Here is a 26078-nt window from a genome sequence, read left to right on the forward strand (position 1 = left end):
CCTCCTACCCGGCCGCGCGGCCGGGGCCGTCACCGGTCCAAGCACACCGGTCCTAAATTAGCGCTGCCAATACCCCAACAAGGAGAGCCCCCCATGCTCCGTTACGCGATCATCTTCTTCGTCGTCGCCCTCGTCGCCGCCGTGTTCGGCTTCGGCGGCATTGCCGCCAGCGCCGCGGGCATTGCCCAGTTGCTGTTCTACGGCTTCATCATCCTGGCCGTCATCAGCCTGGTGGTGGGTCTGATGCGCAGATAGCGAGGCAACTCTGGCGCAAAGCGGCCCTGAGCACTCAGGGCCGCTTTGCTTTGTCCATCCCTGGCAGGCCAGGTCACCGCCGCAGCCATGGGTTCATCTCGACCGATGCGGCTGTTCGTGGACCGCGTCCAGGAATTCGCGCAAGGTGCCGACACAAGGCGCCTGCGGGCAAAGGAACAGGCCTTCGGCCTCGGCCGGCACATCGGCCGCGAAGCCCAGCGTGATCAGCGAATTCACCGCATCGCCGCACAGCGCAATGGTGCGGCCGCAGCGCCAAGCCATCTTCAGCAGTGCCTGCAGCTTGGCGCAGCCCGTCGGCGCCGCCCAGGCGTCTGCGTTCAGCACGATCAGGCCATCGGCCCAGTCCGCCTCGACGGGGGGTTCGCCGAACTCATCGTCCAGGCGCCAGTTCAAGCGGCTCACGCGGGGGTCAGTCGCCAGCACGGCCAGCTCCTTCTCGCAGCGATGCATGACGTCGGTCGTGCCAATCACGCAGACCAGAACGGCATGTTGTGCGGGCGTCGGCTTGATTTGAGGTGGGCAATCCATCGTCGCGTCCATCATCGTCTACCCATCATGGTGATGCTTGGACTCTCACCCTGGAGACCATCGACCGACGTGAGCTTTCGGCGCGACCCGGCGTAGGACGGCGCTGCCATGCGGCCGGGGCTTTGCCTGGCGCCGTCGCGTTGCCGCCCCTCGACCGCTGCGTTATCGTGCACATGACCCAGGACAACCGCCGGGGGGTGCATGGCAATGTCACAAGGCCGGATGTGCTGCATCGCAGCAACCGCGCTGTGCGCGCAGGCGGGCCACCCCAGCCCTGCCCACACGCTGGTGCTGGGTGCGAGCCACCGCCGCTCCGACGACCGCGTCGGCCATGACGCGCCGCAGTTCGCCTTCCTGCCCGAGCAGCTCGGGCAGAGCTGGACCAGCCTGTATGCCCAGGACGAGATGGCCCTGAGCGACGCGCTGCGGCTGACACTGGGCGCGCGCATCGAACGCCATGACTACACCGGCAACGAGTTCTTGCCCAACGTGCGCCTGGCCTGGAAACCGTCGCCGGCACAGCTGTGGTGGGCGTCGGCCGCGCGCACCGTGCGGGCGCCCTCGCGGCTTGACCGCGACGTCTACGTGCCCGCCACGCCGCCTTTCCTACTCAACGGTGGCCCGGGCTTCCGCGCCGAAGTGGCCAAGGTGCTGGAGCTGGGCTACCGCGGCCAGCCCCTGCCGGCGTTGACGCTGTCGGCCACCGCCTTCCACGGCGACTACGACAGGCTGCGCACCACCGAGCTGGCACCCAGCCGCACCGCCGTCTTCTTCGGCGACGGCATGCAGGGCCGTGTCGGTGGCCTGGAGGCCTGGGGCAGCCTGCAGACCGCCACCTGGCTGCGTCTGCACGGCGGCGTGGCGCTGCTGCGCCCGCGGCTGGCGCTCAAGCCCGGCAGTGCCGACAACGCGTCCTCCGTGCCCGCCGCCGAGGGCGCAATGCCGCGCCGGATGTGGCGGCTGCGCGCAGCCGTCAACCTGCCCCGCGACGCCGAGTTCGATGTCACGCTGCGCCATGTCTCGGCCCTGCACGCGCCGGACGTCCCGGCCTACAGCGCCGTCGACCTGCGCCTGGGCGCGCGCCTCGGCCCTGACGCCGACATCGCGCTGACCGCCATCAACCTGCTCGGCAGCCATGGCGAATTCACGCCGGTCCAGACGCGCAGCAAATTTGGCCGCAGCCTGGCACTGCAAGTGCGCCTGCGCTTGGACTGATGGCGCCGGCCCTGCTCGCTCGTCGAAAGCTGCTGCTGGCGGGGCTGGCCGCCTTCGCCGGCCCCGCACCGAGCAGGGCTGGCGACGAGAACCTGGTGGAGTACCAGGTCAAGGCCGCCTTCGTCTGCAAGTTCTGCAACTACGTCGAATGGCCCACGCAGGTCATGGGCGGCGCCGGCGCCCCCTTGCGCATCGGCGTATTGGGCGGCGAGACCGTGCTGGAGGAGTTCCGCCGCACCGCCGCGGCGAGTTCCGTCAGCGGCCGGCCCATCGAGGTGCGACGGCTGCTGCGCCCCGAGCTGCCCGATGGGCTGCATGCCGTCTTCGTCACGCGGGCGATGTCGGCGCATGCCGAATCCATCGTCGCGGCGGCACGCGGCCGGCCGGTGCTGACCATCACCGAGTTCGATGCGAGCGCCAGCGCCGGCATGGTGAACTTCATCGTCGTCAACGACAAGGTGCGCTTTGACATCTTGTTGCCAGCGGTATCGCAAAGCGGCCTGAAGATCAGCGCGCGCCTGTTGGGCGTGGCTCGGCGGGTCGAAGGCAGGTGACGAGGATGTTCAAGCTGTCCCTTCAGCGCCGGCTGCTCGGCGTCACGATGTTGACGTCGCTGGTGGCCTTGCTGGTCGCGCTGGGCGCGATGGTGGCCTATGACCTGCACGCCTATCACGCGGACTGGACGGCCGACCTGAGGGCGCAGGCCGAGCTGCTCGGCCATTCGACCGCGCCCGCGCTGGAGTTCGACGACGCCAAGGTGGCCCGCGATAACCTCGCGCTGCTGCGCACGCAGCCGCGCGTGCGCGCTGCGGCGGTGTATGACGCCCAGGGCGAGATGTTTGCGTCCTATGGCGCGGAAGGCGCCGCAGCGGCACTGCCGCCCGGGGCGGACCCGGAGGCCGTACAGCGCGCAGAGCGCGTGGAGCGCATCGGGCGCGACCTCGCTGTGGCCCTGCCCATCGTGCAGGGCGGTCGCACCATCGGCAGCGTCTATCTGCGCGCCGAATACGCCCTTTATGACCGCGTGCTGAGCTATCTCGGTATTGCCGCCATCGTCGCCGCCGTGGCCCTGGGCATCGCGCTGCTGCTGTCGTCAAGGCTGCAGCGCGCCGTCGTGCAGCCCATCCTGGCTATCAGCGATGTGGCGCGCGACGTCATGCAGCGCCAGGACTATTCGCGCCGCGCCCCCAAGGTCACCGAGGACGAAGTCGGCGTGCTGGCCGATTCCTTCAACGGCATGCTGGCCGAGATCGAGCGCCATTCGCGCGAAGTGCTGCGCTTGAACGGGCAGCTGGAGGCGCGGGTGCGCGAGCGCACCGCCCAGCTCGAGGCCTCCAACGACGAACTCAAACTCGCCACGGCCACGGCCGAGAAGGCCAACCGCGCGAAGTCGGAGTTCCTGTCGAGCATGAGCCATGAGCTGCGCACGCCGCTGAACGCCATCATCGGTTTCGGCCAGCTGCTGGGTACCAACATCGTCGACGCCAAGCCCGGGCGGCGTCAGGAATTCGTCGACCACATCGTCGGCGCGGGCAAGCATCTGCTGACCCTGATCAACGAGATCCTCAACCTCGCCCGCATCGAGAGCGGGCATGTCGAGCTGTCGGTCGAGCCGGTGGCGCTCGACGAAGTGCTGGACGATTGCCGCACGATGATCGACCCGATGGCCCGCCAGCGCGGCATCGCCACCCATTTCGTCGGCGGCAGCGGCTGCGTCGCGCTGGCCGACCGCATGCGGCTCAAGCAGGTGCTGCTCAACCTGGTCAGCAACGCCATCAAGTACAACCGCCCACACGGCTCGGTGCGGGTCGACTGCATCCACCTGGGGCCGCAGCAGGTGCGCATCTCCGTCAGGGACACCGGCGCCGGCCTGGCGCCCGAGCAGGTGCAGGCGCTGTTCCAGCCTTTCAACCGCCTGGGCCAGGAAGGCGGGCCGGAGCAGGGCACGGGCATCGGCCTGGTCGTCACGCAGCGCCTCGTCGAGCTGATGGGCGGCACGATCGGCGTGCACAGCAAGCCTGGCGAAGGCAGTGTCTTCTGGGTGGACCTGCAGGCCAGCGAGCTGCCCGCTCAGCCCCATGCCGAGACCGACTGGGGTGATCTGTCGGGCCTCAACATGGCGCCACGCGCGGGCCAGGGCGAGGCCACGGTGCTGTACGTGGAGGACAACCCCGCCAGCCGGCAGCTCGTCGAGGAGCTGCTGACCGCGCGCGGCGGCCTCCGCGTGCTGTCGGCACATGACGGCCAACGCGGGGTCGAGATGGCGCGTCAGCATCTGCCCGACGTCATCCTGATGGACAACAACATGCCGCGCATGACCGGCCGCGAGGCGCAGGCCATCCTGCGGCTGGACCCGCGCACGGCCCACATCCCCATCATTGCGCTGACCGCCAACGCCATGCCCGAAGCCGCCACAGCGGGGCTGGCGGCCGGCTACTTCCGCTACCTCACCAAGCCCCTGGAGCCCCGGCGGCTGATGGAAGCGCTGGACAGCGCCCTGGCCATCAAGCGGTCGCGGCGCTAGAAGCGGCACCCTGGCCCTGCTGCCGTTGGCGAAAGCGCCGCTGCGCCAGCACCAGCATGCGGGCGAAGGAGACCACGGGGCGCGGGGCTGGCAGCGGCGGTTGCGGGGCTGGGGCGGGCATCGAGGGGCTCCGAAGTGACAGACCCATCCTGAAGCTGCGGGCTTAGGCCAGTCTTAGGGTCATGGCCATGGCCTTGACCGTCGCCGCGGCCGGCCACGCCCGCGTCCAGCGATGCGCGCCTGGGCGCGGGGCACCGTTTCACCCCTGCTTGTTCACCCCTTCTTCACCTGCAGGGTCACCTCGTACTTGCCGCCATCCCCCACGATGGTCAGCGTCTTGCTCTTGGGGCCGGCGGCCACGTTGAGCAGATTGGCGCTGAGGGCGAACTCGTGCGTGCCGCCAACGCGGTCGTCGAAGTTGGGGAAGCCGGTCGGGATGCCGAGGGCGCCGTGGATGTCGGCCTTGAGCTTGGCCACGCGCTGCTCGCGCGTCATGCCCATGGAGGCGGCCAGCGAGCTGACGACGGCGGCCTTGGCCAGCTCGCGCGCGGTGCCGGGCTTGCCGTCGTCATGCTCCATCATGGACACGAGGAGGATGGCGTGGGCCGGGTTGGCGATGGCCTTGGGCGCGCCCGAAGGGCCCCAGGCATTGCGGCGCCAGATGATGAAGGGCATGTCGTTGGGGTCGATGCCCGCCGGGATAGGCTGGGTGGTGCGCGTCTCCCCCGCGTCCACGTCACCCCAGGGGCCGTAGCGCGTGACCTCGGCGTTGGGCAGCAGCGGGTTGCCAAGGTCGACGGCGGTGACGAGCACATAGGGCTCGTCCGCGCCGACCTCGTCGGTCTCGATCTTGCACTTGATCTTGGTCAGGGCGATGGTGACGGGCAATGCGGCCATGATGGTCTCCGGTGGTTTCAAGCGCGGCGACATGCCGGCTCGTCTACAAGGACGCAGAGGCCACCCCACCGGGGATCACCGGGGTGACTATTCACCTGCACGGCACCGTTACGCTAGAACGCGCGCCGGCTTTCGGCGAGGAGAACGCATGAACACCGTCCTGACCGGCCTGGCAGCGCTGCTGCTGGCGAGCAGCGCCCAGGCGCAGGAGACCACCCCTATCTGCAGCGTGCCTCCACCCAAGGTGCCCAAGCTGGAATGGCGCGGCCAGGCCGCTTACAGCGCCATGGCACAGGTCAAAGACGGGCGAGTGGTGGCCGTGACAATCGTCTCGCTGCAGGGCGGCATCGAGCGCCGCACCCAACGCGCCCTGGTCACGGCCATCGAAGCGGCGCTGCGCCGGGCAAGCTGCCAGCCGGGTGAACACGTGTTCCAGCAGCGCTTCGACTTCGAGGCGCGCGCCAGCGTCGAAGAGCCTGCGCCTGCGCCGTCGACCCCGAGTTAGCGGCGCAGGGGTTTTCGATGTGCCATGCGGCACCCCGCGTAAAACAGCCGAAACTGCGCCCCGTTCCCGCACAGGAGACCCCATGTTGAAGACCACCCGCCGCGCGGTGCTGGGCGCCATCAGCGCCGCAGCGCTCGCGTTCGCCACCGGCCCCACCGCAGCCGCTCCCAAGGACGCCGCCCAGACCGACCGCTGGCAGATCCCCGTCCATACCAAGAAGCTGGCCAACGGCCTGACCGTCGTCATCTCGCCCGACGCCAGCAGCCCGACCGTGGGCATCAGCGTCGTCTACAAGGTCGGCATGCGGCTGGAGCCCAAGAACCGCACCGGTTTCGCCCACCTCTTCGAGCACCTGATGTTCCAGGGCACGCCCAAGGCGCCCAAGGGTGTGTTCGACCAAGTCATCACCTCGGGCGGCGGTAACAACAACGGCTCGACGCGGCCCGACTTCACCAACTACATCGAGACCGCGCCCTCCTCGGCGCTGGAGACCATGCTGTGGCTGGAGGCCGACCGCATGACGACGCTGGACTTCAATCCGACGACGCTGAAGAACCAGCAAGACGTCGTGAAGGAGGAGATCCGCGTCAACGTGCAGAACCAGCCCTACGGCGGCTTCATGTGGCTGGACATCTCGGCCCTGGCCTTCGACAAGTGGGAGAACGCCCACGATGGCTATGGCAGCTTCGTCGACCTGGAGAACGCCAACCTCGACGACGTGCGCGCCTTCCACCGTGACTTCTACGGCCCCAACAACGCGGTGCTGTCCATCGCCGGAGACGTGACGCCGGCCCAGGGCTTCGCGCTGGCCGAAAAGTACTTCGGCAAGATCGCCGCGCGGCCCACGCCCAAGCCCACCGACTTCAGCGAAGGCCTCAACACCAAGGAGCGCCGCCTGACCCAACCCGACAAGCTGGCCCAGGTGCCGGCCATCGCCGCGGCCTGGAAGCTGCCGGACCGGGCCAGCAAGGACCAGGCGCCCTTCGCCGTGCTGGGCCAGCTGCTGGCCGGCGGCGATGCTTCGCGCCTTTACCAGGGCCTCGTCAAGGGCCGCGAGCTGGCGCTGAACGTCAACTCGCTCTACGGCCTGACCAGCATCTGGGAGTACGACGGCCCCAGCCTGTTCACGGTGTTCGCGCTCTACAAGCCGACGACGAATGCCGACGCGCTGCTGGCCGGCATCGACGAGGAAGTGGCCCGCATCGTCAAGGACGGCGTGGACGACGCGACGCTGAAGAACCTCAAGACCGCCCTGCTGGCCGACTGGTACAACAACCTGGAGATGTTCCTGCTGCGTGCCGACCGCCTGGCCAAGCTGCAGGCGCTGTGGGGCGACGCGGGAGTCGTCAACAAGGTACCGGGCTGGATCGAGGGCGTCACGTCCGCCGACGTGCAGCGCGTGGCCGCCACTTATCTGACAAAGGCCAACCGTTCGGTCATCGACCGCAAGCCCGCCGCGATGCTGGCGGCGCCTGCCGCCGCCGCATCGGCCGCCTCCGCACCCGCGCCGACCAAGCCGGCCTCTCAACCTTGATGTCGGAGCTGTCATGAAGAACACCACTCCCGCTTTCCGCCTCGGCCTCCTTGCCGCGGCTGTCGCCATCGCCGGCGCCGTGCAGGCCGCCACCGTGAAGACGCCCGCCGAGTTGCCGCCGTTCGGCAAGGACAAACCGCTGGCCGTGCCCAAGATCACCCAGCAGACGCTGCCCAACGGCCTGCAGGTCTGGGTGGTGCCGCGCAACGGCATCCCACGCGTGGACTATGTGCTGGCCGTGCGCGGCGCGGGCTTCGGCGCCGATGCCCCCGACGCCCCCGGCCGCGCCAAGCTGCTGGCCGGCCTGCTGTCCGAGGGCACGACGCAGCGCAACTCCAGGCAGATCGCCGAGGCCGCGCAGGCCATGGGCGGCTCGGTGGGTGCTGCGGCCAGCAATGACGGCATCAGCGTCGCCGGCAATGCACTCGCCTCGCATGCCGCGGGCATGGCCAGGCTGCTCGCCGAAGTGGCGCGCCAGCCGGCCTTCCCGGACGGCGAGGTGCAGCTTGCCAAGACCAATGCGCTGCAGGGCCTGAAGGCCGCCAGCACGCAGCCGGGTTTCCGCGCCGCCAAGGCGCTGGACGGCGCCGTCTACGGCAGCCACGCCTATGGCCGCACGCAGGAGACCGAGGCCGCCATCAACGCCGTCACGGCCGAAGGCCTGCGCGCCGAGCATGCGCGGCGCTTCCGTCCCGACCGCGCGCTGCTCGTCATCACCGGCCGCATCGATCCGGCCGCGGCGCTGAAGCTGGCCCGCGACGCCTTCGGCGACTGGAAGGCCAGCGGCGAGGCCTTGCCCGAGCTGGCCCCGCCGCCCGCCACCGCCCCCGTGCAGCGCCTGCTGCTGGAGCGCCCCGGCAGCGTGCAGGCCACGCTGCGCCTGGGCCGCCCCGGCATGGCCGCCAGCGGCGACGAGCAGGTGGCGCTGCGCCTGACCAGCACCATCCTCGGCCAGGGCTTCTCCAGCCGCATCAACCAGAATCTGCGCGAGGAGAAGGGCTACACCTACGGCGCCCGCGCCGGCGGCGTGTCCTGGCGCGTGGGCGGCGCCATCACCGGCGGCGCCGACGTGCGCAACGAGGTGACGGCCGCCTCGATGACCGAGTACATCAACGAGTACCGCCGCATCGGCAGCGAGCCGGTTCCCGAGGACGAGCTGGGCATGAACAAGCGCTTCATGGCGGGCAGCTACCTGGTCAGCACGCAGCTGCAGGGCTCGGTGGCGCGGCAGCTGGCCAGCAACTGGCTGGTGGGCCTGCCAGCCGATTTCCTCGGCAAGTTCGTGCCCGCCATCCAGAAGGTGACGGCGGCCGAGGTGCAGGCGGTGGGCAAGAAGTACTTCAACCCCGATGAGCAGAGCTGGGTGGTCGTGGGCGATTCGACCCAGATTGCCGAGCAGCTGAAGGCGTTTGGGGAGTTCACGCCGGTCAGGCCGTGAGCGCAAGGGCGGGCCCGAGAGCCCGCCCTTGCCCGACAACATAGCCGCCGTCAGGGCGCTGAGCTTGCCTCGGCGGCCTCAGCCGCGGATTCGCTGTCCGCTGCGTCAGGTTGGGACGCGGCGTCGCCGGGGTCGCTCACCGCATCTGCGGCAGCGCCGGCTTCAGGCGGTTGAGCGGCCATGACCTGATCAGGATCCGAAGGCGGGAAGATGCGATCCCAGTTGGCGAACACCCCGCCCGACACCGTCGTGATCAGGCCGATCAGGGCGACCCACATCCCACCGCTACCACCGCCGGACTCGTTGGCCATGTTCTGCTCCCAGGCAAGCGCACGGTGGCGACATTAACCAAGAACCGGTCTTGGGTGTCATAGGGGAATACGTCATTTGTGCGGTGCCAGCGGCCGCGACGCCGCGGGGAATCCGCCGGGCTTGGCCTAGCCTAGCCTCAGCGCGTGCGCCGCGGCTCGCTCTTGCCGCGCAGTTGAGCGCCCGCGCTGGCATTGCCGCGCGTCGCCGGCTTGTCGGCGGCGGGGTTGGCAGGTTTGACCAGACCGGTTGCCGCCGACACCGCCACGGTCTGGTACTCGGCCGCGTAGTGCTTGCGCATGCGCACCATCTCGCGCTGGTACTTGCCGCCGAGCTGCGCCTTCTTGGTGTCCGACAGCAGGCGGCCCGCCACCTTGAAGAACTTCGTCTCTTCTTCTTTCAAGTGGTGGCGCACCTTGAAGCTGAGCTGTTTGGCGGTCACGATCCAGCCATCCAGCTGCTTGTTGCGCACCGACAGGTCGTCGAGCAATTCGTCCACCTGGTGGTGCTCATGCAGCGCATGCCGCGAGGCGTCGAGACCGCCGTCTTCCATCAGCAAGGGCACGTAAAGGTAGCGCTCCTCGGCCGCCGCATGCGCCATGAGTTCGACCTTGAGCTGCAGGAACAGCAGTTGGCGCGCGGCCATGTCGCCACGCGACGCGGTGAGCTTGCGGCACAGGTCACGTTGCAAGTCGTGGCTTTCGCGGATGGCGTCGAAGATCATGCGGTGGCCTCCAGGGACAAGGGGATGCGGGCGCGGGGATTGTGGGCGCCAGATGACTGGGCGTTTGTCGGACAGAGCCTCGCGCCGGTCAAGCGCCGGCAAACCGCCGCGCCGGGTCATACGGAAACACGTCGTGCACATGTCCAGCCAGGATGCGCGCCTTGTGCCCCTGCCAGAAAGCGGCGTCCAGCAGGTCGGCGTGATGCCGCATGAAGGCCTCGCGCACCCGCGGGTTGCCGAGCAGGAAAGGCGCGAAGGTCTCCGGGAAGACGTCGCGGGGTGCGACGGCGTACCAGACCTCACCGGACATCTCTTCTTCCTCGTTCCTTGGCTCGGGCACGCGGCGGAAGTTGCAGTCGGTCAGGTATTCGATCTCGTCGTAGTCGTAGAACACGACCTTGCCGTGCCGGGTCACGCCGAAGTTCTTCCACAGCATGTCGCCGGGAAAGATGTTGGCGGCCACCAGGTCCTTGATCGCGTTGCCGTACTCGACAACGACGCGCTCCAGCTGCTCGGGCGTGGCTTCTGCCAGATAGATGTTGAGCGGCACCATGCGGCGCTCGATGTAGACATGCTTGATGACGAGGTCGTCGCCGCTCTCCTCAAGCAGGCTGGGGCAGAAGTGCCTGAGCTCGGCGAGCAGCTCGTCCTCGAAGCGATGGCGCGGGAAGGCGACGCGCGTGTACTCCAGCGTGTCGGCCATGCGGCCGACGCGGTCGTGCGCCTTGACCAGCAGGTACTTGGCCTTGATCAGCTCACGCGTGGTTTCCTTCTGCGGCGGGTAGAAGTCCTTGATGACCTTGAAGACGAAAGGCCAGCTTGGCAGGTCGAACACCAGCATCACCATGCCCTTGATGCCGGGCGCGATGCGGAACCTGTCGCTCGAATGGCGCAGGTGGTAGAGGAAGTCGCGGTAGAAGAGGTTCTTGCCCTGCTTCTGCAGGCCAAGGGCCGAGTAGATCTCGGAGCGGGGCTTGCGCGGCATCATCGAGCGCAGGAACTGCACGTAGGCGCTGGGCACCTCCATGTCGACGAGGAAGTAGGCGCGCGCAAAGCTGAACAAGGCCAGCAGGTCGTCCTCGCCGAACAGGGCCGTGTCGATGAAGAAGCGGCCGTCGCCCTCGGTGCGCAGGATGGGCAGCGCGAACGGCGTCTCGGTGAAGCCGTTGATGATCTTGCCAACGACGTAGGCGCCCTTGTTGCGGTAGAACAGGCTGGACAGCACCTGCAGCTGGAAGTTGGCGCGCCGGGGGAATTCGCCGAGCCGCTCGCTGACGGCAGCCAGCACGCGGTCGACGTCGCGGCCCAGATCGACGAACTCGCCGTTCAGCTGGAAGTTGGTGACGACACGCTGCAAGGTCTCGCGCAGCGTGTCTGGCGCCGGGTAGTAGGCGCGGTAGGTGGGCAGCGCGGCCGGTTCGTCGTTCTCGATGTACTCGGTCGAGATCGCCGGGCGCACGAAGATGAAAGCGTTGTGGAAGTAGGCATGGTGCAGGATGCGCGTGCACACCGAGTTGAAGAAGGTCTCGGCGAGTTCGGGCTGGCGGTGATTGGTCAGCAAGCCGATGTAATGCAGCTTGACCTGCTGCCAGACATCCATCGGCAGCGCCGCCGCGTTGAAGCGGCCCTCGAGCAGCGCAATGGCCTCGGCCACGCGCGCGTCATAGAACTCGATGCGCAGCGCCTGGGCGCGCTGCTGGCCTTGCCAGTCGCCGCGCTCGAAGCGGCCCTTCGCCTCGGCCGACGTGGCGCGAAACAACCGGTAGTGGCGGTCAAAGCCACCGAGCAGGGCCTGCGCGATCTCGAATGCGCGTGCGTCGGTCAGCTGGGTCGGGAACATCGTCCCGACTCTACTCAGTCGCTTGCGGCGTAGCGCTCCTTGACGCGCTGCAGCGCGCGGCGGTAGGCGGGCTCGACGTCCTCGGCGCAGGTGGCCGTCAGCTGCAAGTCTTCCAACAGGCCGTTGTGCAGGCCATAGACCCAGCCATGCACGACGACGTCCTGCTGGCGGGCCCAGGCGTCCTGCACGACGGTGGTGTGGCAGGCGTTGCGGGCCTGCTCCAGCACGTTCAGCTCGCACAGCGCGTCGACGCGCTGGGGTTCGGGCACGCCGTCCAGCCAGGCCTGGTGCATGCGGCGCACGTCCTGCACATGGCGGATCCAGTTCTCCACCAGGCCCACGCGCAGGTCATACAGCGCCGCGCGCACGCCGCCGCAGTTGCTGTGGCCGACGACGATGATGTGGCGCACCTTCAGGTGGTCCACGGCGAACTGCATGACGGACAGGCAGTTCAGGTCCGAGTGCACGACGACATTGGCCACATTGCGGTGCACGAAAAGGTCGCCCGGCAGCAGGTCCACCAGCTCATTGGCCGGCACACGGCTGTCGGCGCAGCCTATCCACAGGTACTGCGGGGTCTGCTGCTTGAGCAGACGCGAGAAAAAGCCGGGTTCGCGAGCCTCGGTGTCGGCGGACCAGCGCTTGTTGTTGTCGAGCAGGTCCTGCAGTTCGTGGTTGGTCGTCGTCATGCCGCCATTGTCTGTGCGGGAAGTTACATCGTCTCCGCAAACAGCTCGCGGCCGATCAGCATGCGGCGGATCTCGCTGGTGCCCGCGCCGATCTCGTAGAGCTTGGCATCGCGCCACAACCGCCCCAGCGGGTACTCGTTGATGTAGCCGTTGCCGCCGAAGATCTGCACGCCCTCGCCGGCCATCCAGGTCGCCTTCTCGGCCGTCCACAAAATGACGCTGGCGCAGTCCTTGCGCACCTGGCGCACATGCTCCACACCCAGCATGTCCAGGTTCTTGGCCACCGTGTAGGCGAACGAGCGCGCGGCCTGCAGCACCGTGTACATGTCGGCCACCTTGCCCTGGATGAGCTGGAACTCGCCGATGCTCTGGCCGAACTGCTTGCGGTCATGGATGTAGGGCACGACGTTGTCCATGACGCTCTGCATGATGCCCAGCGGCCCGCCCGTCAGCACGGCGCGCTCGTAGTCCAGGCCCGACATCAGCACCTTGGCACCGCCGTTGACCGCGCCCAGCACGTTCTCGGCCGGCACCTCGACGTTCTGGAACACCAATTCGCCCGTGTGCGAGCCGCGCATGCCGAGCTTGTCGAGCTTCTGCGCGATGGAAAAGCCCTTCATGCCCTTCTCAATCAGGAAGGCCGTCACGCCGCGCGCGCCCAGTTCGGGCTCGGTCTTCGCATAGACCACCAGCGTGTCGGCATCGGGGCCGTTGGTGATCCACATCTTGCTGCCGTTGAGCAGGTAGACGCCGCCCTTGTCCTCTGCCTTCAGCTTCATCGACAGCACGTCGGAGCCCGCGCCCGGCTCGCTCATCGCCAGCGCGCCGACATGCTCGCCGCTGATCAGCTTGGGCAGGTACTTGGCCCGCTGGGCGTCGTTGCCGTTGCGCTTGATCTGGTTGACGCACAGGTTGCTGTGCGCGCCGTAGCTCAGGCCCACCGAGGCGCTGGCGCGGCTGATCTCTTCCATGGCCACCATGTGGGCCAGGTAGCCCATGTTGGCGCCGCCATATTCCTCGGGCACCGTGATGCCCAGCACGCCTAAAGCGCCCATCTTGCGCCACAGGTCCATGGGAAAGCAGTCGCTGCGGTCGATCTCGGCCGCGCGCGGCGCGATCTCTTCATCGGCAAAGGCGCGCACCGCGTCGCGCAGCGCGTCGATGTCCTCGCCGAGCTGGAAGTTGAGGCCGGGCAGATTCATGGGGAAGTCTCCTGTCCGCCCGGCTAGCCAGGGAGCGGGCGCATTTTGGTTGACGTAAACGTCAACTGTAGCAATTCAATCCGCCGCGTCGGCCGGCTGGGGCAGCAGGCGGCGCACCAGCGGGTGGCCGATCTTCTTGTCGGTGCCGACGGCGTAGAAGGCCTCCTCGACGCCCGCGCAGTCGCCCACGCGCACCAGGCCGTCGCGGTCCACCAGCTTGTCGCTCATCAGCGCCGCTGCCGGGAAGACGCCCATGCCCGCGGCGCCAAAGGTGGCCAGCAGCGCGCTGTCCTCGAACTCGCCGGCGATGCGGGCGCGCACGCCATGGCGCTCCAGCCACTGGTCCAGCCGCGGCCGCACGGCGGCATGCGCCGTCGGCAGCAGCAGCGGCACATCGGCCAGCGACGCCGGAAAGTCGCGCGCTGCCGCCGGCGCCCAGCGCGGGCTGGCGAACCAGGCCATCGGCGAGCTGCCCAGCGCGTGGCTGTAGACGCGCAGGTTGGGATTGGGCGGCGCGGGGCGGTCCGCCAGCACGACGTCCAGCCGGTGCAGGGCCAGGTCGCCGAGCAGGTCGTCGAACTCGTCCTCGTGGCAGAGCAGGCGCAGGTGGGGCGTATCGATGATGGGCTCAAGAAGGCGCTGCACCACGAGCTTGGGCAGGCCGTCCGAGATGCCGACGGCCAGGCGCACGGCCGGCGCGCTCGCGGCGTCGCGCACGCGCTCGGGCAGCGCCTCGCCGAGGGCGAAGATCTGCTCGGCCATCTCCAGCGCCGCCTGGCCCGCATCGGTCAGCGTCAGGCCGCGGCCGGCCGGCTTCAGCAGCGATGCGCCGAGCGACTGCTCCAGCTCGCGCACCTGGGTCGACACGGTCTGCACCGACAACCCGAGCCGCTCCGCCGCGCGGGTCAACCCCCCCTCCTTGGCGACGGCCCAGAAGTAGTAGAGATGCCGGTAGCTGAAACTCAGACTCATGGGCCAACACCAAGTTATTGGGAAGTTTGACCGCGTGATTCTCTGCTTCTTCTTGGTGTCAACGGCGCCCCGCCACAGCCGGGCGCCGCAATTGACGTTAACGTCAATCGGCGACCTAGAATCCGACTCGATCAAGGAGACAGCCATGACCGATCTCGCCGCTGACTACAAGGCATTGGCCGAGTACCGCCCGACCCACAAGGTCCGTTTCGTCACCGCCGCCAGCCTGTTCGACGGGCATGACGCCGCCATCAACATCATGCGGCGCATCCTGCAGGGCATGGGCGCGGAGGTCATCCACCTCGGCCACAACCGCTCGGTGGACGAGGTCGTCACCGCAGCGCTGCAGGAGGATGCCCAGGGCATCGCCATCAGCTCCTACCAGGGCGGTCATGTCGAGTATTTCAAGTACATGGTGCAGCTGCTGAAGGCCCGTGGCGGCGAGCGAATCCAGGTGTTCGGCGGCGGCGTCATCGTGCCGGCCGAGATCCGCGAGCTGGCCGAGCAGGGCGTGCGCATCTTCAGCCCCGAGGACGGCCAGCGCATGGGCCTGGCCGGCATGATCGGCGAGATGGTCATGAAGGCCGACCAGGACTTCAGCGTGCATGCGCCGAAGGATCTGTCGGCCATCACCGGTCACTCCGAAACGGCGTGGCGTGCGCTGGCGCAACTGCTAACGGCGCTGGAGAACGGCAAGGCCGAAGCGTCCATCGTGAGCACGCTGCGCGAGCAGGCTGCAGCGATCAAAACCCCCGTGCTGGGCATCACCGGCACCGGCGGCGCCGGCAAGTCCAGCCTCACCGACGAGCTGATCCGCCGCCTGCGCCTCGATCAAGGCGACGCGCTGCGCGTGGCGCTGATCTCCATCGACCCGTCGCGCCGCAAGAGTGGCGGCGCGCTGCTGGGTGACCGCATCCGCATGAACGCCATAGCCCCGTGGTCGCAAGGCCAGCGCGTCTTCATGCGCTCGCTCGCCACGCGCGACTTCGGCAGCGAGATCTCCCCCGCCCTGCCCGACGTCATCGCCGCTGCCAAGGTCGCCGGCTTCGACCTCGTCATCGTCGAGACGTCCGGCATCGGCCAGGGCGACGCGGCCATCGTGCCGCTGGTCGATGTGCCCATGTACGTCATGACGCCCGAGTTCGGCGCCGCCAGCCAGCTCGAAAAGATTGACATGCTGGACTTCGCCGAGTTTGTCGCCATCAACAAGTTCGACCGCAAGGGCTCGCTGGACGCGCTGCGGGACGTGAGCAAGCAGGTGCAACGCAACCGCGAGGCCTTCACGGTAATGCCGGACACGATGCCGGTGTTCGGCACCATGGCCAGCCGCTTCAATGACGATGGCGTGACGGCGCTCTACCAGGCGCTGAAGATCCGCCTGGCCGCGCTGGGGCTGCCGCTAGTGGAAGGCCGCCTGCCGCGCGTGGAAACCCGCCACAGTACGCACCAGACCCCCATCGTGCCGGCCAACCGCGTGCGCTACCTGGCCGACATCAGCGACACCGTGCGCGGCTACAAGGCGCGCGCACGCAGGCAGGCCGCGCTGGCCCGCGAGATCCAGCAACTCGAAGCCAGCCGGGCGATGCTGGAGGCGGCCAACCCGGAGAAGAACGGCGCCCGCACCGCGCTGGCCGACCTGGCCGAGCAGCGCCGCACCAAGCTCGACAGCGACGCCCGCCAGCTCCTCGCCCAGTGGCCCGACATGGTCAGGGCCTATGCCGGCGACGAGTACGTCGTGAAGATCCGCGACAAGGAGATCCGCACCGCGCTGGTCACGCAGAGCCTCTCGGGCACCAAGATCCGCAAGGTCGTGCTGCCGGGCTACGAGTGCCACGGCGAACTGCTGAAGTGGCTGATGCTGGAGAACGTGCCCGGCAGCTTCCCCTACGCGGCCGGCGTGTTCGCCTTCAAGCGCGAGGGCGAGGACCCGACGCGCATGTTCGCGGGTGAAGGCGACGCCTTCCGCACCAACCGCCGCTTCAAGCTGGTGTCCGAGGGCATGCCCGCCAAGCGCCTGTCCACGGCCTTCGACTCGGTCACGCTCTACGGCGCCGACCCCGCGCCGCGGCCCGACATCTACGGCAAGGTCGGCAACAGCGGCGTGAGCATCGCGACGCTGGACGACATGAAGGTGCTGTACGACGGCTTCGACCTGTGCAGCCCGACCACCAGCGTGTCGATGACCATCAACGGCCCCGCGCCGTCCATCCTGGCCATGTTCATGAACACGGCCATCGACCAGAACCTGGCCAAGTTCCGCGCCGACAACGGCCGCGAGCCCACCGCCGACGAAGCCGCCAAGATCAAGGACTGGGTGCTGGCCAATGTGCGCGGCACCGTGCAGGCCGACATCCTGAAGGAAGACCAGGGCCAGAACACCTGCATCTTCTCGACCGAGTTCTCGCTCAAGGTCATGGGCGACATCGCCGAGTACTTCGTGCACCACAACGTGCGCAACTTCTACTCGGTGTCGATCTCGGGGTATCACATCGCCGAGGCCGGCGCGAACCCGATCAGCCAGCTCGCGCTCACACTCTCGAACGGCTTCACCTTTGTCGAGGCCTATCTGGCGCGCGGCATGCACATCGACGACTTCGCGCCCAACCTGAGCTTCTTCTTCAGCAACGGCATGGACCCGGAGTACACGGTGCTGGGCCGCGTCGCCCGCCGCATCTGGGCCATCGCCATGCGCGACCGTTACGGCGCGAATGAGCGCAGCCAGAAGCTGAAGTACCACGTGCAGACCTCTGGCCGCAGCCTGCATGCGCAGGAGATCGCCTTCAACGACATCCGCACCACGCTGCAGGCGCTGATCGCCGTCTACGACAACTGCAACTCGCTGCACACCAACGCCTACGACGAGGCCATCACGACGCCGACCGACGAAAGCGTGCGCCGCGCGATGGCCATCCAGCTCGTCATCAACCGCGAATGGGGCCTGGCCAAGAACGAGAACCCGAGCCAGGGCGCCTTCATCATCGACGAGCTGACCGAGCTGGTCGAAGAGGCGGTGCTGGCCGAGTTCGAACGCATCAGCGAACGCGGCGGCGTGCTGGGCGCGATGGAGACCGGCTACCAGCGCGGTCGCATCCAGGAAGAGTCGATGCACTACGAGATGCTCAAGCACACGGGTGAGTACCCCATCATCGGCGTCAACACCTTCCGCAACCCGAACGGTGAGACGGTGCCTGAGCACATCGAGCTGGCGCGCTCGACGGACGAAGAGAAGCAGTCGCAGCTGACCCGCCTGGCCGAGTTCCAGGCGCGCCATGCGGGCGAAGCGCCGGCGATGCTGGCGCGGCTTCAGCAGGCCGTCATCGAGAACCGCAACGTCTTCGACGTGCTGATGGAGGCCGTGCGGGTCTGCTCGCTGGGCCAGATCACCGGCGCGCTGTTCGAGGTGGGCGGGCAGTACCGGCGCAGCATGTGAACAAGCCATCTTCCTTGCTAATTGAGCACATAACGCTCAAAATGCAAGGATGATTGATCGACGCACCGAAGCCCGTTTGGCCGAACGCATGGCCCGCTCGCCGGCCGTGTTGCTGCTTGGGCCGCGCCAGGTGGGCAAGAGCACGCTGGCCCAAACCGTTGCAGCGAGCCAGCCCGGGGCCGTGATGCTGGACCTGGAGCGCGCCTCCGACCGCGCCCAGCTGGCCGAGCCCGAGCTGTTCTTCGCCCGGCACCGCGACCATCTCGTCGTGCTGGATGAGGTGCAGCTGATGCCCGAACTCTTCAGCGTGTTGCGGCCGGAGATCGACGCGCAACGCCGACCCGGGCGCTTCCTGATGCTGGGCTCGGCCTCCGGCGAGTTGCTGCGCCAGAAGAGCGAGAGCCTGGCCGGGCGCATCAGCTATCTGGAGCTGCCACCGGTGCTGGCGCTGGAGCAGCCCGACAGCTTGAGCGCGCTGCAGGGGCTGTGGCTGCGCGGCGGCTTTCCGCTCAGCCTGCTGGCGGCGGGCGAAGCGGCGTCGTTCGGTTGGCGGCAGGACTTCATCGAGAGCTTCCTGCTGCGCGACCTCGCGCAGATGGGCGTCAAGGTGGCCGCCGAGAGCCTGCACCGCTTCTGGCGCATGCAGGCGCATCTGCAGGGGCAGCCCTTCAATGCATCGGCGCTGGGCGCGTCGCTCGGCGGGCTGGCGCACACGACGGTGGCGCGCTACCTGGACACGCTGGTGGACGCGCTGATGCTGCGCCGCCTGGAGCCCGTGCTGCCCAACCTGGGCAAGCGGCTCATCAAGTCACCCAAGGTCTATGTGCGCGACAGCGGTCTGGTGCATGCGCTGCTGGGCGTGCAGGACCTGGACACGCTGCAGGGCCACCCCATCGTCGGCATGTCATGGGAAGGCTTCGTCATCGAGCAGGTGGCCGCTGCAGTGGCCGAGGTGATGCCGGATGCGCAGCTCGGCTACTACCGCACGGCGGCAGGCACCGAGCTGGACGTCGTCATCGAACAGGGCAGCCGGCGGCTGGGGCTGGAGATCAAGTTCTCGGCCGCGCCCACCGTGGGCAAGGGCTTCTGGCAGGCGCTTGCCGACCTGAGACCTGAGCGTGCCGCCGTCGTCGCCCCGGTGGCCAGGCGCTATCCGCTGAAGGCCGGCGTCGACGTGCTGCCCGTGCGCGACATCATCGGCTGGCTGGCCGAGGGCTGACTACTCGGCCAGCCTGAGCGTGAGACGCCGCCCCGCCAGCCCCTCCACGCGCACGCTGCCGTCCGCCCGCGCCCGCCAGTCGGCCAGCCCGATGGGCGTCACGAGGGCAGCCCGCGCCAGTTCGCCCTGCAGGCCGATGACGGTCAGCCGCTCGGCCGCCGGTTGCGGCCCCGGATTGACGACCTTGGCCAGCGCGGCCGGCAGGCTCAGCTCGCCACGGCACAGGCCGTCGGCGTCGCGGCGGAAGCTGGCCTTGCCCTGCAACGCAGCGCCGTCCAGTTCGCCCTCGAAGCGGTTGGCCTTGAGTGGGCAGGCCTGCACCGCAAGACCTGGCGCCGGCGGCCGCAGCGGCGCGCTCAGCAGCTCGGCGCTGCGCTCGATGGACGAGGTCCACATCGCGTTGGACAGCAGGCTCACGCTGGTGGATGCCTGCGGCCACAACAGCAGCACGCTGCGCGCGCCGAGCGTGGCGCCGGCGTGGTGGGCCAGGGGCCGCCCCTCGGCGTCGGCACTCAGCCGCCAGCCAAAGCCCATCTTGAAATCGCGCTCGCCGACCGGCTGGCCGGCGTTGTCCAGCACCGGCTGCCACATCCAGTCGCGCGTGGCGGCGTCCACCACGCGGCCTTGCAGCACGCGCCCGCCCCATTCGGCCAGCGCCGGCGCGCTGGCGGCCAGCGCGGCGCCGCCCCAGCTGTAGCTGAAGTCGTGCGCCGGCGCCTGCTGCAGGCCCATCCAGCTGAAGGCATAGGCCTTGGACATGCCGCCCGCGCCCGTGGCGGTGGTGTCAGCGCCGATATCCAGGCCCGGTGCCACCTGCTCGCTGAGCAGGGCCGGGTAGGCCTTGCCGCTGGCGGCCTCCACGGTTGCGGCCAGCAGGCTGTAGCCCCAGGACGAGTAGAGGTAGCTGGCGCCCGGCGCCGCCCTCAGCGCGCGCCCCTTGACGTGGCCCAGCGCGTCGCGCGCGGTGGCGTGGTGGGTGCCGCCACGGCCGCTGTCACGGCCCTCGTAGTGGGGGATGCCGCTCAGATGGGCGGCCAGCTGGCGCGGGGTGAGCGCTGCGAGCGCCGGCTCCAGCTCGGGCAGCAGCGCGCCGACGGGCTTGTCGGCGTCCAGCTTGCCCTGCGCCTTGAGCTGGGCGGCTGCCGTCACGGCAAACAACTTGGACACGCTGGCCAGGCGAAAGCGCGTGTCGGCCTGCACGGGCAGCTTCTGCTCCACGTCGCGCAGGCCGCTGCTGCCCTGCCAGCGCAGCTTGCCGTCCTGCCAGACGGCCGCCGCCATGCCGGGCACGCCGCTGGCCTCGCGCAGCGCATCGAGCAGGGCCTGGGCGTGGCGTTCGGGGCTGGCCTGGGCCTGGGAGGCCATCGGGACGACGGCAAGGGCGGCAGATGCCGCGAAGGCGAGGGGTTTGAGCATGCGGCGCATTCTGCTCAAGCCCGAGCGCGCATGGCGAAAGTCAACGCGCCTGGATGAGCTGCATCTGCGCCTTGACCCGCAGCAGCATCGGCGAGGCAGCGGTCACCTTGGCGTCGAAGGGGTGCAGCCGCTGGCCGCCGACGGCCGCCATGATCTTGCGCACGTAGAGCCGCGTCTCCGCATAGGGCGGCACGCCCAGGTAGCGGTCCACGGCGCCCTCGCCGGCGTTGTAGGCCGCCAGCGCCAGCATCACGTCGCCCTCAAAGTAGGCCAGCAGCCAGCGCAGATAGGCCATGCCGCCGCGGATGTTCTGCGACGGGTCGGTGATGCGGGTGACGCGAAAGCGCGCGGCCGTCTCGGGCATCAGCTGCATCAGGCCCTGCGCCTTCTTGGGCGACTCGGCCAGCGGGTCGAAGTTGGACTCCTGCGCGATCACGGCCAGCACGAGCGCGGGCGCCAGCTGGTAGTCGGCCGCCAGCAGCCTGACGTAGTTGACGATGGCCGGCGGTGCGTTGGGTGGCAGCGGCAGGCTGGCCCACAGCGACGGCGCCTTGGCGCCCCGCGCCGGCGGCGGTCCCGCCGCAATCGGCGGGTCGGTCTCGGGCGGGCGCAGGCAGGGGGGCGGGTCGCCCAGCGGCATCCCGCCCATGCGCGCCAGCATGTTCTGCGCCTGCGCCATGCCCTGCTCGGCAGCGGCTGCGAACATGTGGGCGGCCTCGGCGTCGTTGCGCTGGATGCCGCGTGCATTCGTCAGCATCCAGCCCAGGCTGTACTGGGCCTCGGCATCGCCATAGCGCGCCGCACGGCAATACAGCTTGGCCGCGGCGACTTCGTCGCGCTTGACACCATCGCCGTACTCCAGCGCCTTGGCCTCCTGGCGCCAGCGCTCGACCTGGGCGGGTACCACCGGCCCGCGTTCGCCGGGCGGCATGGTGGGCCGGGGCAATTGCTCCAGCGTCAACGAGGGTGGCTGGGCCAGGGCGACAGATGACGCCAGCAAGGGCGCGAACAGCAGCACCAGAAACGGGGTTCTCACGGACGGCGGACGACGAGCGGAAGCGGGCTGCGAGTCTAGAGCCGCTCGCCGGTGTCGGCATCAAAGACCAAGAGGTCCTCCAGCGGCAGCTTCAGCTCGACAGCGTCGCCCGGCTGCAGCGTCGGCCAGCCGGCACAGCGCCAATGCAGGCGATGCTCGCCCAGCTGCAGCTGCACCAGGCTGTCGACGCCCGTGGGCTCGACCAGCAGCACCGGTGCGTTCAGCGACAGCGCCGGGCCATCGCTTGCCAGGCCCACCGACTCGGCACGCCAGCCCAGCAGCAGCGGCCGGCCCAGCAGGCGCTCGCGCCGCAGCAGTCTTTCGGGCCGCCAGCTCACCGAGCCCGCGCCGCGCAGCATCAGCGTGAACTCGCCCTCGGGCTCCAGCCGCGCCGGCAGCAAGTTCATCGCCGGGCTGGACAGGAACTGCGCGACGAAGAGATTGGCCGGCCGCTGGTAGACGGCCTGCGGCGTGCCGAGCTGCTGCACGCGCCCGTCCTTCATCACGGCGATGCGCTGGCCCAGCGTCATGGCCTCGGTCTGGTCATGCGTCACATAGATGGCGCTGCGGCCCAGGCGCTGGTGCAGCAGCTTGATCTCGCTGCGCATCTCGGCGCGCAGCTGGGCGTCGAGGTTGGACAGCGGCTCGTCGAACAGGAAAAGGCGCGGCTGGCGGGCCAGCGCCCGACCCATGGCGACGCGCTGGCGCTGCCCGCCCGAGAGCTGCGCGGGCTTGCGACCCAGCAACGCCTGCAACTGCAGCAGCTTGGCCACCTCCAGCATGCGCGCCTCGCGCTTCACGCGCGGCCAGCCTTGCATCTCCAGCCCAAAGCCGATGTTCTCGGCCACGCTCATGTGCGGGTAGAGGGCGTAGTTCTGGAACACCATCGCGATGTCGCGCTCGCGCGGGCTTAAGGCCTCGATGCGCCGGCCATCGAGCTGGATTTCGCCGGTGTCATGCGGCTGCAGGCCGGCGACCACGCCAAGCAGCGATGACTTGCCGCAGCCCGAGGGGCCGACCAGGATGAGCATCTCGCCGGCGTCCAGGTTCAGCGTCACGTCGTCCAGGATGGTGTGTGTGCCCACGCGACGCGTGAGTCCCGTGATTCGCAAGCCCGTCTCTTCTGTCATCCCTAACCCTTGACCGCGCCGGCCACCAGGCCGCGCGTGAAATGCCGCCCGGCCAGCAGATAGACCACCAGCGTCGGCGCCGCCGCCAGCAGTGCCGCGGCCATCTCCAGCGGGTAGGCGCGCGCGCCGGTCTCGGTCTGCGCGCTCAGCTGCGCCAGCGCCGCCGTGATGGGGCGCGCGTCCTCCGGCCCGAACACCAGGCCGAACAGATACTCGTTCCAGATCGTCGTGAACTGCAGGATCAGCACGACCACGAAGATGGGCCTCGACAGCGGCAGCACCACGCGCCACAGCAGGCGCCAGAAGCCCGCACCGTCCAGCCGCGCGGCCTGCAGCAGCTCGTCGGGGAAGGCCAGGAAGTGGTTGCGGAAGAACAGCGCCAGCGGCAGGCTGTAGATGACGTGGATGGCGATGAGCAGGCCCAGCGACCGGTCCAACCCCAGCCGCGCCATCGTGATGGCCAGCGGCAGCAGATAGACCTTGATCGGCAGGAAGAAGGCCAGCACCAGCAGCAGCCCCACCCAGCGCTCGCCACGGAAGCGGTATTTGCACAGCACGAAGCCATTGACGGCCGCGAGCAGGGCCGACAGCAGCACCGCAGGCACCGCCAGCATCAGGCTGATGCCGAAGCTGCCGTGCAACTTCTCCCACGCCAGGCGCCAGGCCACGAAGCTCGGCTCGCGTGGCAGCGTCAGGAAACCCTGCTGCGCCTCGGCCACGCCCTTGAAGCTGTTCATCAGCATCAACAGCAGCGGCAGCGCGATGACCAGCGCAGCGACCATGGCCAGCAGATAGAGCGTCAGCCGTTTCACGTTGATCGACCGGCTGAGTTGTTCGGGCCGAGCGCCGGGCCGCTCCCAAGCCGGCCCGTCTGGCGATGTGCTGGCGGCTCGATGCCGCCAGCATCGCCGTCCCCCCGGGGGACCGGCTGGGCGCGCCCGCGTTCAGCGCGGCGAGACCGGACGAGGGGCGAGCGCGCCAGCGCATAGGGCAGTGCGATGGACAGCACCATCATCACCAGCACCATCGCGCTGGCCGCGCCCAGCCCCAGGCGGCTGCGCTCGAAGGCCATCTGGAACATGTAGAAGGCCGGCAGCTCGCTGGCCTGGCCGGGGCCGCCCTCGGTCAGCACGACGACGAGGTCGAAGGTCTTGATGGCCGCCGGCAGCAGCACCAGCAAGGCCGACGCGAGGCTGGGCCCGAGCTGGGGCAGGATGACGCGACGCAGCAACTTCCAGCCCTGCGCGCCGTCCAGCCGCGCGGCCTGCAGCATCGACTCGTCGATGCCGCGCAGCCCGGCCAGGAAGATGGCCATCACGAAGCCGCTGATCTGCCACACCGCGGCCACGACCAGCGCGTAGACGGCCATCTCCTCCTGCGCCAGCCAGTCCCAGCGAAAGCTCGTCCAGCCCAGCGAGCGCACGCCCTCGGCGACACCTTGCTCGGGGTCCATCAGCCAACGCCAGGCGCTACCGGTCACGACCATGGACAGGGCCATCGGGTGCAGCCACACCCAGCGCAGCGCGCCCTCGCCGCGCAGCTTCTGGTCCAGCAGCAGAGCCAGGCCCAGGCCGATGGCCAGCGGCAGCACGACGAAGCCGAGGCAGAAGCGCAGCAGGTTCCACAGCGCGGCCTGCCAGCGCGGGTCCAGCAGCAGGCGCTCGTACTGCAGCAGGCCGACGAACTCGTTGCTCGGCAACAAGTTGGAGCGCGTCAGCGACAGCCAGCCCGTCCACAGCAGGAAGCCGTAGAAGAAGAACGCCCCGACGAGCAGCAGCGGGATCAGGCAGGCCAGGGCGGTGCGGCGTTCAGACATCAGTCCACCTGCCGCAGGGCCTGCGCCAGACGTGTCTGCGCCTGCTGCACCGTCATGCGCTCGCTGGCCCAGTAGACCGACAACACATCGCGCAGCCCGCCATAGGCGCTTTCGCCAAGCCGCGCGCTCAACGCCAGCACCAGCTCCCCGCGCGCCTCGCCGGCGCGGAAGTCCGCCGCCGAACGTTGCGCGCAGGCGTTGAAGCCGTCCAGCACCGCATCGCGCCGCACCGGGATGCCGCCCTTGATCTGCGCCAGCCGCGACGAGGTCTCGGGCTGCAGCAGCAGGGCCGCCAGGCGCCGCTGCGCGCCGAGCCGGGCCGGCTGGGCGAAGAACACCAGCCGGTCGAACTCGAAGTAATGCAGGCCGGCGTGGCCGGGCGCGGCCGTGCAGTCATAGTCCTGCCCGGCCCGCCAGCCGGCCTTGAGGAATTCGCCATTGGCCCAGTCGCCGGTGAACTGGAAGGCCGCCCGGCCCTGCAGCAGCAAGGCCGTTGCGCCCGCCCAGTCGCGGCTGACCTGGCCCGCGTCGGTATAGCTCTTGAGCCGGCGGAACTCCTGCAGCAGCGCGGCCATGCGCGGGCTCGCCAGCAGGGCTGGGTCGGCCTGCAACAGGGCACGCTCGAAGAAGTCGCGCCCCTCACGGCCCAGCACCACGGCGACAAAGAGGCTGAGCTTCTGGCCCGCCGAACTGCCGATGGCCAGCGGCAGCACACCGGCGCGGCGCAGCGCCTCGGCCGTGCGGTGAAACTCGTCCCAGCCCTGCGGCACGGCCAGGCCATGAGCGCGCAGCAGGCGCAGGTTGCTCCACAGCGTGTTGAGCCGGTGCACGTTCAGCGGCACGGCGGCGGGCTTGGCGCCGTAGCGCAGCTCCGTGGCCACCGCATGCGGCAGGGCGGCGAGCTGCGCATTCACGCCCGGCCCCAGGTCGGCCAGCGGCACGGCCTCGGCCCAGATGCGCAGCGGCTTGTCGGTCTGCGCCAGGGTCGGCGGGTGGCCGGACAGGAAGCGCGCCTTCAGCAGCGTGTTCGCATTGGACGCACCCGCCACGGCAGTTGTCTTGAGGTCCACGCCACCGCGCTGGGCTGCGGCTTTCAATTCGGCCACCATCGCCGCCTCGCTGCCCGAGGTCCAGCCATGCAGCAGCTCCAGGTCGGCGGCTTGGGCGCTGCCGGCGAGCAGCAGCGCAGTGAGGGCAAGGCGCTTCATGCGAGCGCGTCCAGGCGGCGTTGCAGCGGCTGCACCAGCGCCGGCAGCATCTCGTCCACCAGCGCAGCGGCCTCGTGCAGGCGTGGCTGGGCGTCGCCGGGCTTGCAGCCCGACCAGAGCGAATGGCCCAGCTCGAAGAGATCCGCCAGCGTGTCCAGCAGCGGCAGGGC

23 protein-coding genes are annotated in these 26078 nt (G+C 69.1%); 9 read left to right on the forward strand and 14 right to left on the reverse strand.

Features of this window, described 5'->3' with window-relative positions; genetic code table 11:
- Positions 1–93 precede the first annotated feature (93 nt).
- Positions 94–255, forward strand: coding sequence for a DUF1328 domain-containing protein (locus tag ACT6S0_RS16235; RefSeq protein ID WP_444764827.1), 162 nt, complete (start codon positions 94–96; stop codon positions 253–255).
- A 93-nt stretch (positions 256–348) separates the two neighbouring features.
- Here ACT6S0_RS16235 and ACT6S0_RS16240 read toward each other — a convergent pair whose 3' ends face one another.
- Positions 349–819, reverse strand: coding sequence for a hypothetical protein (locus tag ACT6S0_RS16240; protein ID WP_444764828.1), 471 nt, complete (start codon positions 817–819; stop codon positions 349–351).
- A gap of 186 nt (positions 820–1005) precedes the next feature.
- Between ACT6S0_RS16240 and ACT6S0_RS16245 the strand changes: the two genes are divergently transcribed.
- The 3 genes from ACT6S0_RS16245 to ACT6S0_RS16255 are packed head-to-tail and all read left to right on the forward strand — an operon-like array spanning position 1006 to position 4543.
- The gene (locus tag ACT6S0_RS16245; RefSeq protein ID WP_444764829.1) at positions 1006–2019 is read left to right on the forward strand and encodes a TonB-dependent receptor plug domain-containing protein; all 1014 of its coding nucleotides are present in this window, start codon (positions 1006–1008) and stop codon (positions 2017–2019) included.
- On the forward strand, positions 2019–2573 hold the full coding sequence (locus tag ACT6S0_RS16250; RefSeq protein WP_444764830.1) for a YfiR family protein: 555 nt from the start codon (positions 2019–2021) through the stop codon (positions 2571–2573). The genes ACT6S0_RS16245 and ACT6S0_RS16250 overlap by 1 nt, the downstream gene beginning before the upstream one ends.
- Before the next feature lie 5 nt (positions 2574–2578).
- Positions 2579–4543 (forward strand): ATP-binding protein, encoded by a 1965-nt coding sequence (locus ACT6S0_RS16255; RefSeq protein ID WP_444764831.1) that lies wholly within the window; start codon positions 2579–2581, stop codon positions 4541–4543.
- A gap of 273 nt (positions 4544–4816) precedes the next feature.
- Here ACT6S0_RS16255 and ACT6S0_RS16260 read toward each other — a convergent pair whose 3' ends face one another.
- On the reverse strand, positions 4817–5440 hold the full coding sequence (locus ACT6S0_RS16260; protein WP_444764832.1) for a hypothetical protein: 624 nt from the start codon (positions 5438–5440) through the stop codon (positions 4817–4819).
- A gap of 148 nt (positions 5441–5588) precedes the next feature.
- Here ACT6S0_RS16260 and ACT6S0_RS16265 point away from each other — a divergent pair, with 148 nt between their 5' ends.
- The 3 genes from ACT6S0_RS16265 to ACT6S0_RS16275 all read left to right on the forward strand — a co-directional run bounded on the left by ACT6S0_RS16265 (position 5589) and on the right by ACT6S0_RS16275 (position 8917).
- Complete coding sequence (locus ACT6S0_RS16265; RefSeq protein WP_444764833.1) at positions 5589–5945, forward strand: hypothetical protein; 357 nt, start codon at positions 5589–5591, stop codon at positions 5943–5945.
- Positions 5946–6027: 82 nt separating this feature from the next.
- Positions 6028–7479 carry a M16 family metallopeptidase gene (locus ACT6S0_RS16270; RefSeq protein ID WP_444764834.1) on the forward strand — a complete coding sequence of 484 codons (1452 nt, stop codon included), beginning with the start codon at positions 6028–6030 and terminating at the stop codon, positions 7477–7479.
- A gap of 13 nt (positions 7480–7492) precedes the next feature.
- Positions 7493–8917 (forward strand): M16 family metallopeptidase, encoded by a 1425-nt coding sequence (locus ACT6S0_RS16275; RefSeq protein ID WP_444764835.1) that lies wholly within the window; start codon positions 7493–7495, stop codon positions 8915–8917.
- A gap of 50 nt (positions 8918–8967) precedes the next feature.
- Here the strand turns inward: ACT6S0_RS16275 and ACT6S0_RS16280 are convergent, their stop codons facing one another.
- The 6 genes from ACT6S0_RS16280 to ACT6S0_RS16305 all read right to left on the reverse strand — a co-directional run bounded on the left by ACT6S0_RS16280 (position 8968) and on the right by ACT6S0_RS16305 (position 14653).
- Complete coding sequence (locus tag ACT6S0_RS16280) at positions 8968–9228, reverse strand: hypothetical protein (protein WP_444764836.1); 261 nt, start codon at positions 9226–9228, stop codon at positions 8968–8970.
- A gap of 137 nt (positions 9229–9365) precedes the next feature.
- Positions 9366–9950, reverse strand: coding sequence for a hemerythrin domain-containing protein (locus tag ACT6S0_RS16285; RefSeq protein ID WP_444764837.1), 585 nt, complete (start codon positions 9948–9950; stop codon positions 9366–9368).
- A gap of 88 nt (positions 9951–10038) precedes the next feature.
- Entirely contained in the window at positions 10039–11790 is a 1752-nt protein-coding gene (gene aceK, locus ACT6S0_RS16290) for a bifunctional isocitrate dehydrogenase kinase/phosphatase (RefSeq protein WP_444764838.1), read from the reverse strand.
- Positions 11791–11804: 14 nt separating this feature from the next.
- Positions 11805–12479 carry a carbonate dehydratase gene (gene can, locus ACT6S0_RS16295; protein ID WP_444764839.1) on the reverse strand — a complete coding sequence of 225 codons (675 nt, stop codon included), beginning with the start codon at positions 12477–12479 and terminating at the stop codon, positions 11805–11807.
- Between the two features lie 23 nt (positions 12480–12502).
- Entirely contained in the window at positions 12503–13681 is a 1179-nt protein-coding gene (locus ACT6S0_RS16300) for an isovaleryl-CoA dehydrogenase (protein ID WP_444764840.1), read from the reverse strand.
- A gap of 75 nt (positions 13682–13756) precedes the next feature.
- A complete protein-coding gene (locus ACT6S0_RS16305) occupies positions 13757–14653 on the reverse strand; it encodes a LysR family transcriptional regulator (protein ID WP_444764841.1) in 897 nt (298 codons plus the stop codon).
- A gap of 145 nt (positions 14654–14798) precedes the next feature.
- Here ACT6S0_RS16305 and icmF point away from each other — a divergent pair, with 145 nt between their 5' ends.
- On the forward strand, positions 14799–18083 hold the full coding sequence (gene icmF / locus ACT6S0_RS16310) for a fused isobutyryl-CoA mutase/GTPase IcmF (RefSeq protein ID WP_444764842.1): 3285 nt from the start codon (positions 14799–14801) through the stop codon (positions 18081–18083).
- Positions 18084–18132: 49 nt separating this feature from the next.
- Positions 18133–19302 (forward strand): ATP-binding protein, encoded by a 1170-nt coding sequence (locus ACT6S0_RS16315; RefSeq protein ID WP_444764843.1) that lies wholly within the window; start codon positions 18133–18135, stop codon positions 19300–19302.
- Here the strand turns inward: ACT6S0_RS16315 and ACT6S0_RS16320 are convergent, their stop codons facing one another.
- The 6 genes from ACT6S0_RS16320 to ACT6S0_RS16345 are packed head-to-tail and all read right to left on the reverse strand — an operon-like array spanning position 19303 to position 25908.
- Positions 19303–20718, reverse strand: a complete 1416-nt coding sequence (locus tag ACT6S0_RS16320; RefSeq protein WP_444764844.1) for a serine hydrolase domain-containing protein — start codon at positions 20716–20718, stop codon at positions 19303–19305.
- 40 nt (positions 20719–20758) lie between these two features.
- Positions 20759–21754, reverse strand: coding sequence for a lytic transglycosylase domain-containing protein (locus tag ACT6S0_RS16325; RefSeq protein WP_444764845.1), 996 nt, complete (start codon positions 21752–21754; stop codon positions 20759–20761).
- A gap of 35 nt (positions 21755–21789) precedes the next feature.
- Positions 21790–22866 carry an ABC transporter ATP-binding protein gene (locus ACT6S0_RS16330; protein WP_444764846.1) on the reverse strand — a complete coding sequence of 359 codons (1077 nt, stop codon included), beginning with the start codon at positions 22864–22866 and terminating at the stop codon, positions 21790–21792.
- A 20-nt stretch (positions 22867–22886) separates the two neighbouring features.
- Positions 22887–23696, reverse strand: a complete 810-nt coding sequence (locus ACT6S0_RS16335; RefSeq protein ID WP_444764847.1) for a carbohydrate ABC transporter permease — start codon at positions 23694–23696, stop codon at positions 22887–22889.
- Positions 23693–24700 (reverse strand): carbohydrate ABC transporter permease, encoded by a 1008-nt coding sequence (locus ACT6S0_RS16340; protein WP_444764848.1) that lies wholly within the window; start codon positions 24698–24700, stop codon positions 23693–23695. Before ACT6S0_RS16340 ends, ACT6S0_RS16335 begins: the two co-directional genes overlap by 4 nt.
- On the reverse strand, positions 24700–25908 hold the full coding sequence (locus tag ACT6S0_RS16345) for an ABC transporter substrate-binding protein (RefSeq protein WP_444764849.1): 1209 nt from the start codon (positions 25906–25908) through the stop codon (positions 24700–24702). Before ACT6S0_RS16345 ends, ACT6S0_RS16340 begins: the two co-directional genes overlap by 1 nt.
- Positions 25909–26078: the final 170 nt, after the last annotated feature.

It is taken from the genome of Roseateles sp. (assembly GCF_052436255.1).
Lineage (GTDB): Bacteria > Pseudomonadota > Gammaproteobacteria > Burkholderiales > Burkholderiaceae_C > Pelomonas.

Bases quoted from the DNA above. Each gene is read 5' to 3' on its own strand.
- ACT6S0_RS16235 (WP_444764827.1), top strand. From the start codon at position 94: ATGCTCCGTTACGCGATCATCTTCTTCGTCGTCGCCCTCGTCGCCGCC.
- ACT6S0_RS16240 (WP_444764828.1), bottom strand. From the start codon at position 819: ATGATGGACGCGACGATGGATTGCCCACCTCAAATCAAGCCGACGCCC.
- ACT6S0_RS16245 (WP_444764829.1), top strand. From the start codon at position 1,006: ATGGCAATGTCACAAGGCCGGATGTGCTGCATCGCAGCAACCGCGCTG.
- ACT6S0_RS16250 (WP_444764830.1), top strand. From the start codon at position 2,019: ATGGCGCCGGCCCTGCTCGCTCGTCGAAAGCTGCTGCTGGCGGGGCTG.
- ACT6S0_RS16255 (WP_444764831.1), top strand. From the start codon at position 2,579: ATGTTCAAGCTGTCCCTTCAGCGCCGGCTGCTCGGCGTCACGATGTTG.
- ACT6S0_RS16260 (WP_444764832.1), bottom strand. From the start codon at position 5,440: ATGGCCGCATTGCCCGTCACCATCGCCCTGACCAAGATCAAGTGCAAG.
- ACT6S0_RS16265 (WP_444764833.1), top strand. From the start codon at position 5,589: ATGAACACCGTCCTGACCGGCCTGGCAGCGCTGCTGCTGGCGAGCAGC.
- ACT6S0_RS16270 (WP_444764834.1), top strand. From the start codon at position 6,028: ATGTTGAAGACCACCCGCCGCGCGGTGCTGGGCGCCATCAGCGCCGCA.
- ACT6S0_RS16275 (WP_444764835.1), top strand. From the start codon at position 7,493: ATGAAGAACACCACTCCCGCTTTCCGCCTCGGCCTCCTTGCCGCGGCT.
- ACT6S0_RS16280 (WP_444764836.1), bottom strand. From the start codon at position 9,228: ATGGCCAACGAGTCCGGCGGTGGTAGCGGTGGGATGTGGGTCGCCCTG.
- ACT6S0_RS16285 (WP_444764837.1), bottom strand. From the start codon at position 9,950: ATGATCTTCGACGCCATCCGCGAAAGCCACGACTTGCAACGTGACCTG.
- aceK (WP_444764838.1), bottom strand. From the start codon at position 11,790: ATGTTCCCGACCCAGCTGACCGACGCACGCGCATTCGAGATCGCGCAG.
- can (WP_444764839.1), bottom strand. From the start codon at position 12,479: ATGACGACGACCAACCACGAACTGCAGGACCTGCTCGACAACAACAAG.
- ACT6S0_RS16300 (WP_444764840.1), bottom strand. From the start codon at position 13,681: ATGAATCTGCCCGGCCTCAACTTCCAGCTCGGCGAGGACATCGACGCG.
- ACT6S0_RS16305 (WP_444764841.1), bottom strand. From the start codon at position 14,653: ATGAGTCTGAGTTTCAGCTACCGGCATCTCTACTACTTCTGGGCCGTC.
- icmF (WP_444764842.1), top strand. From the start codon at position 14,799: ATGACCGATCTCGCCGCTGACTACAAGGCATTGGCCGAGTACCGCCCG.
- ACT6S0_RS16315 (WP_444764843.1), top strand. From the start codon at position 18,133: ATGATTGATCGACGCACCGAAGCCCGTTTGGCCGAACGCATGGCCCGC.
- ACT6S0_RS16320 (WP_444764844.1), bottom strand. From the start codon at position 20,718: ATGCTCAAACCCCTCGCCTTCGCGGCATCTGCCGCCCTTGCCGTCGTC.
- ACT6S0_RS16340 (WP_444764848.1), bottom strand. From the start codon at position 24,700: ATGTCTGAACGCCGCACCGCCCTGGCCTGCCTGATCCCGCTGCTGCTC.
- ACT6S0_RS16345 (WP_444764849.1), bottom strand. From the start codon at position 25,908: ATGAAGCGCCTTGCCCTCACTGCGCTGCTGCTCGCCGGCAGCGCCCAA.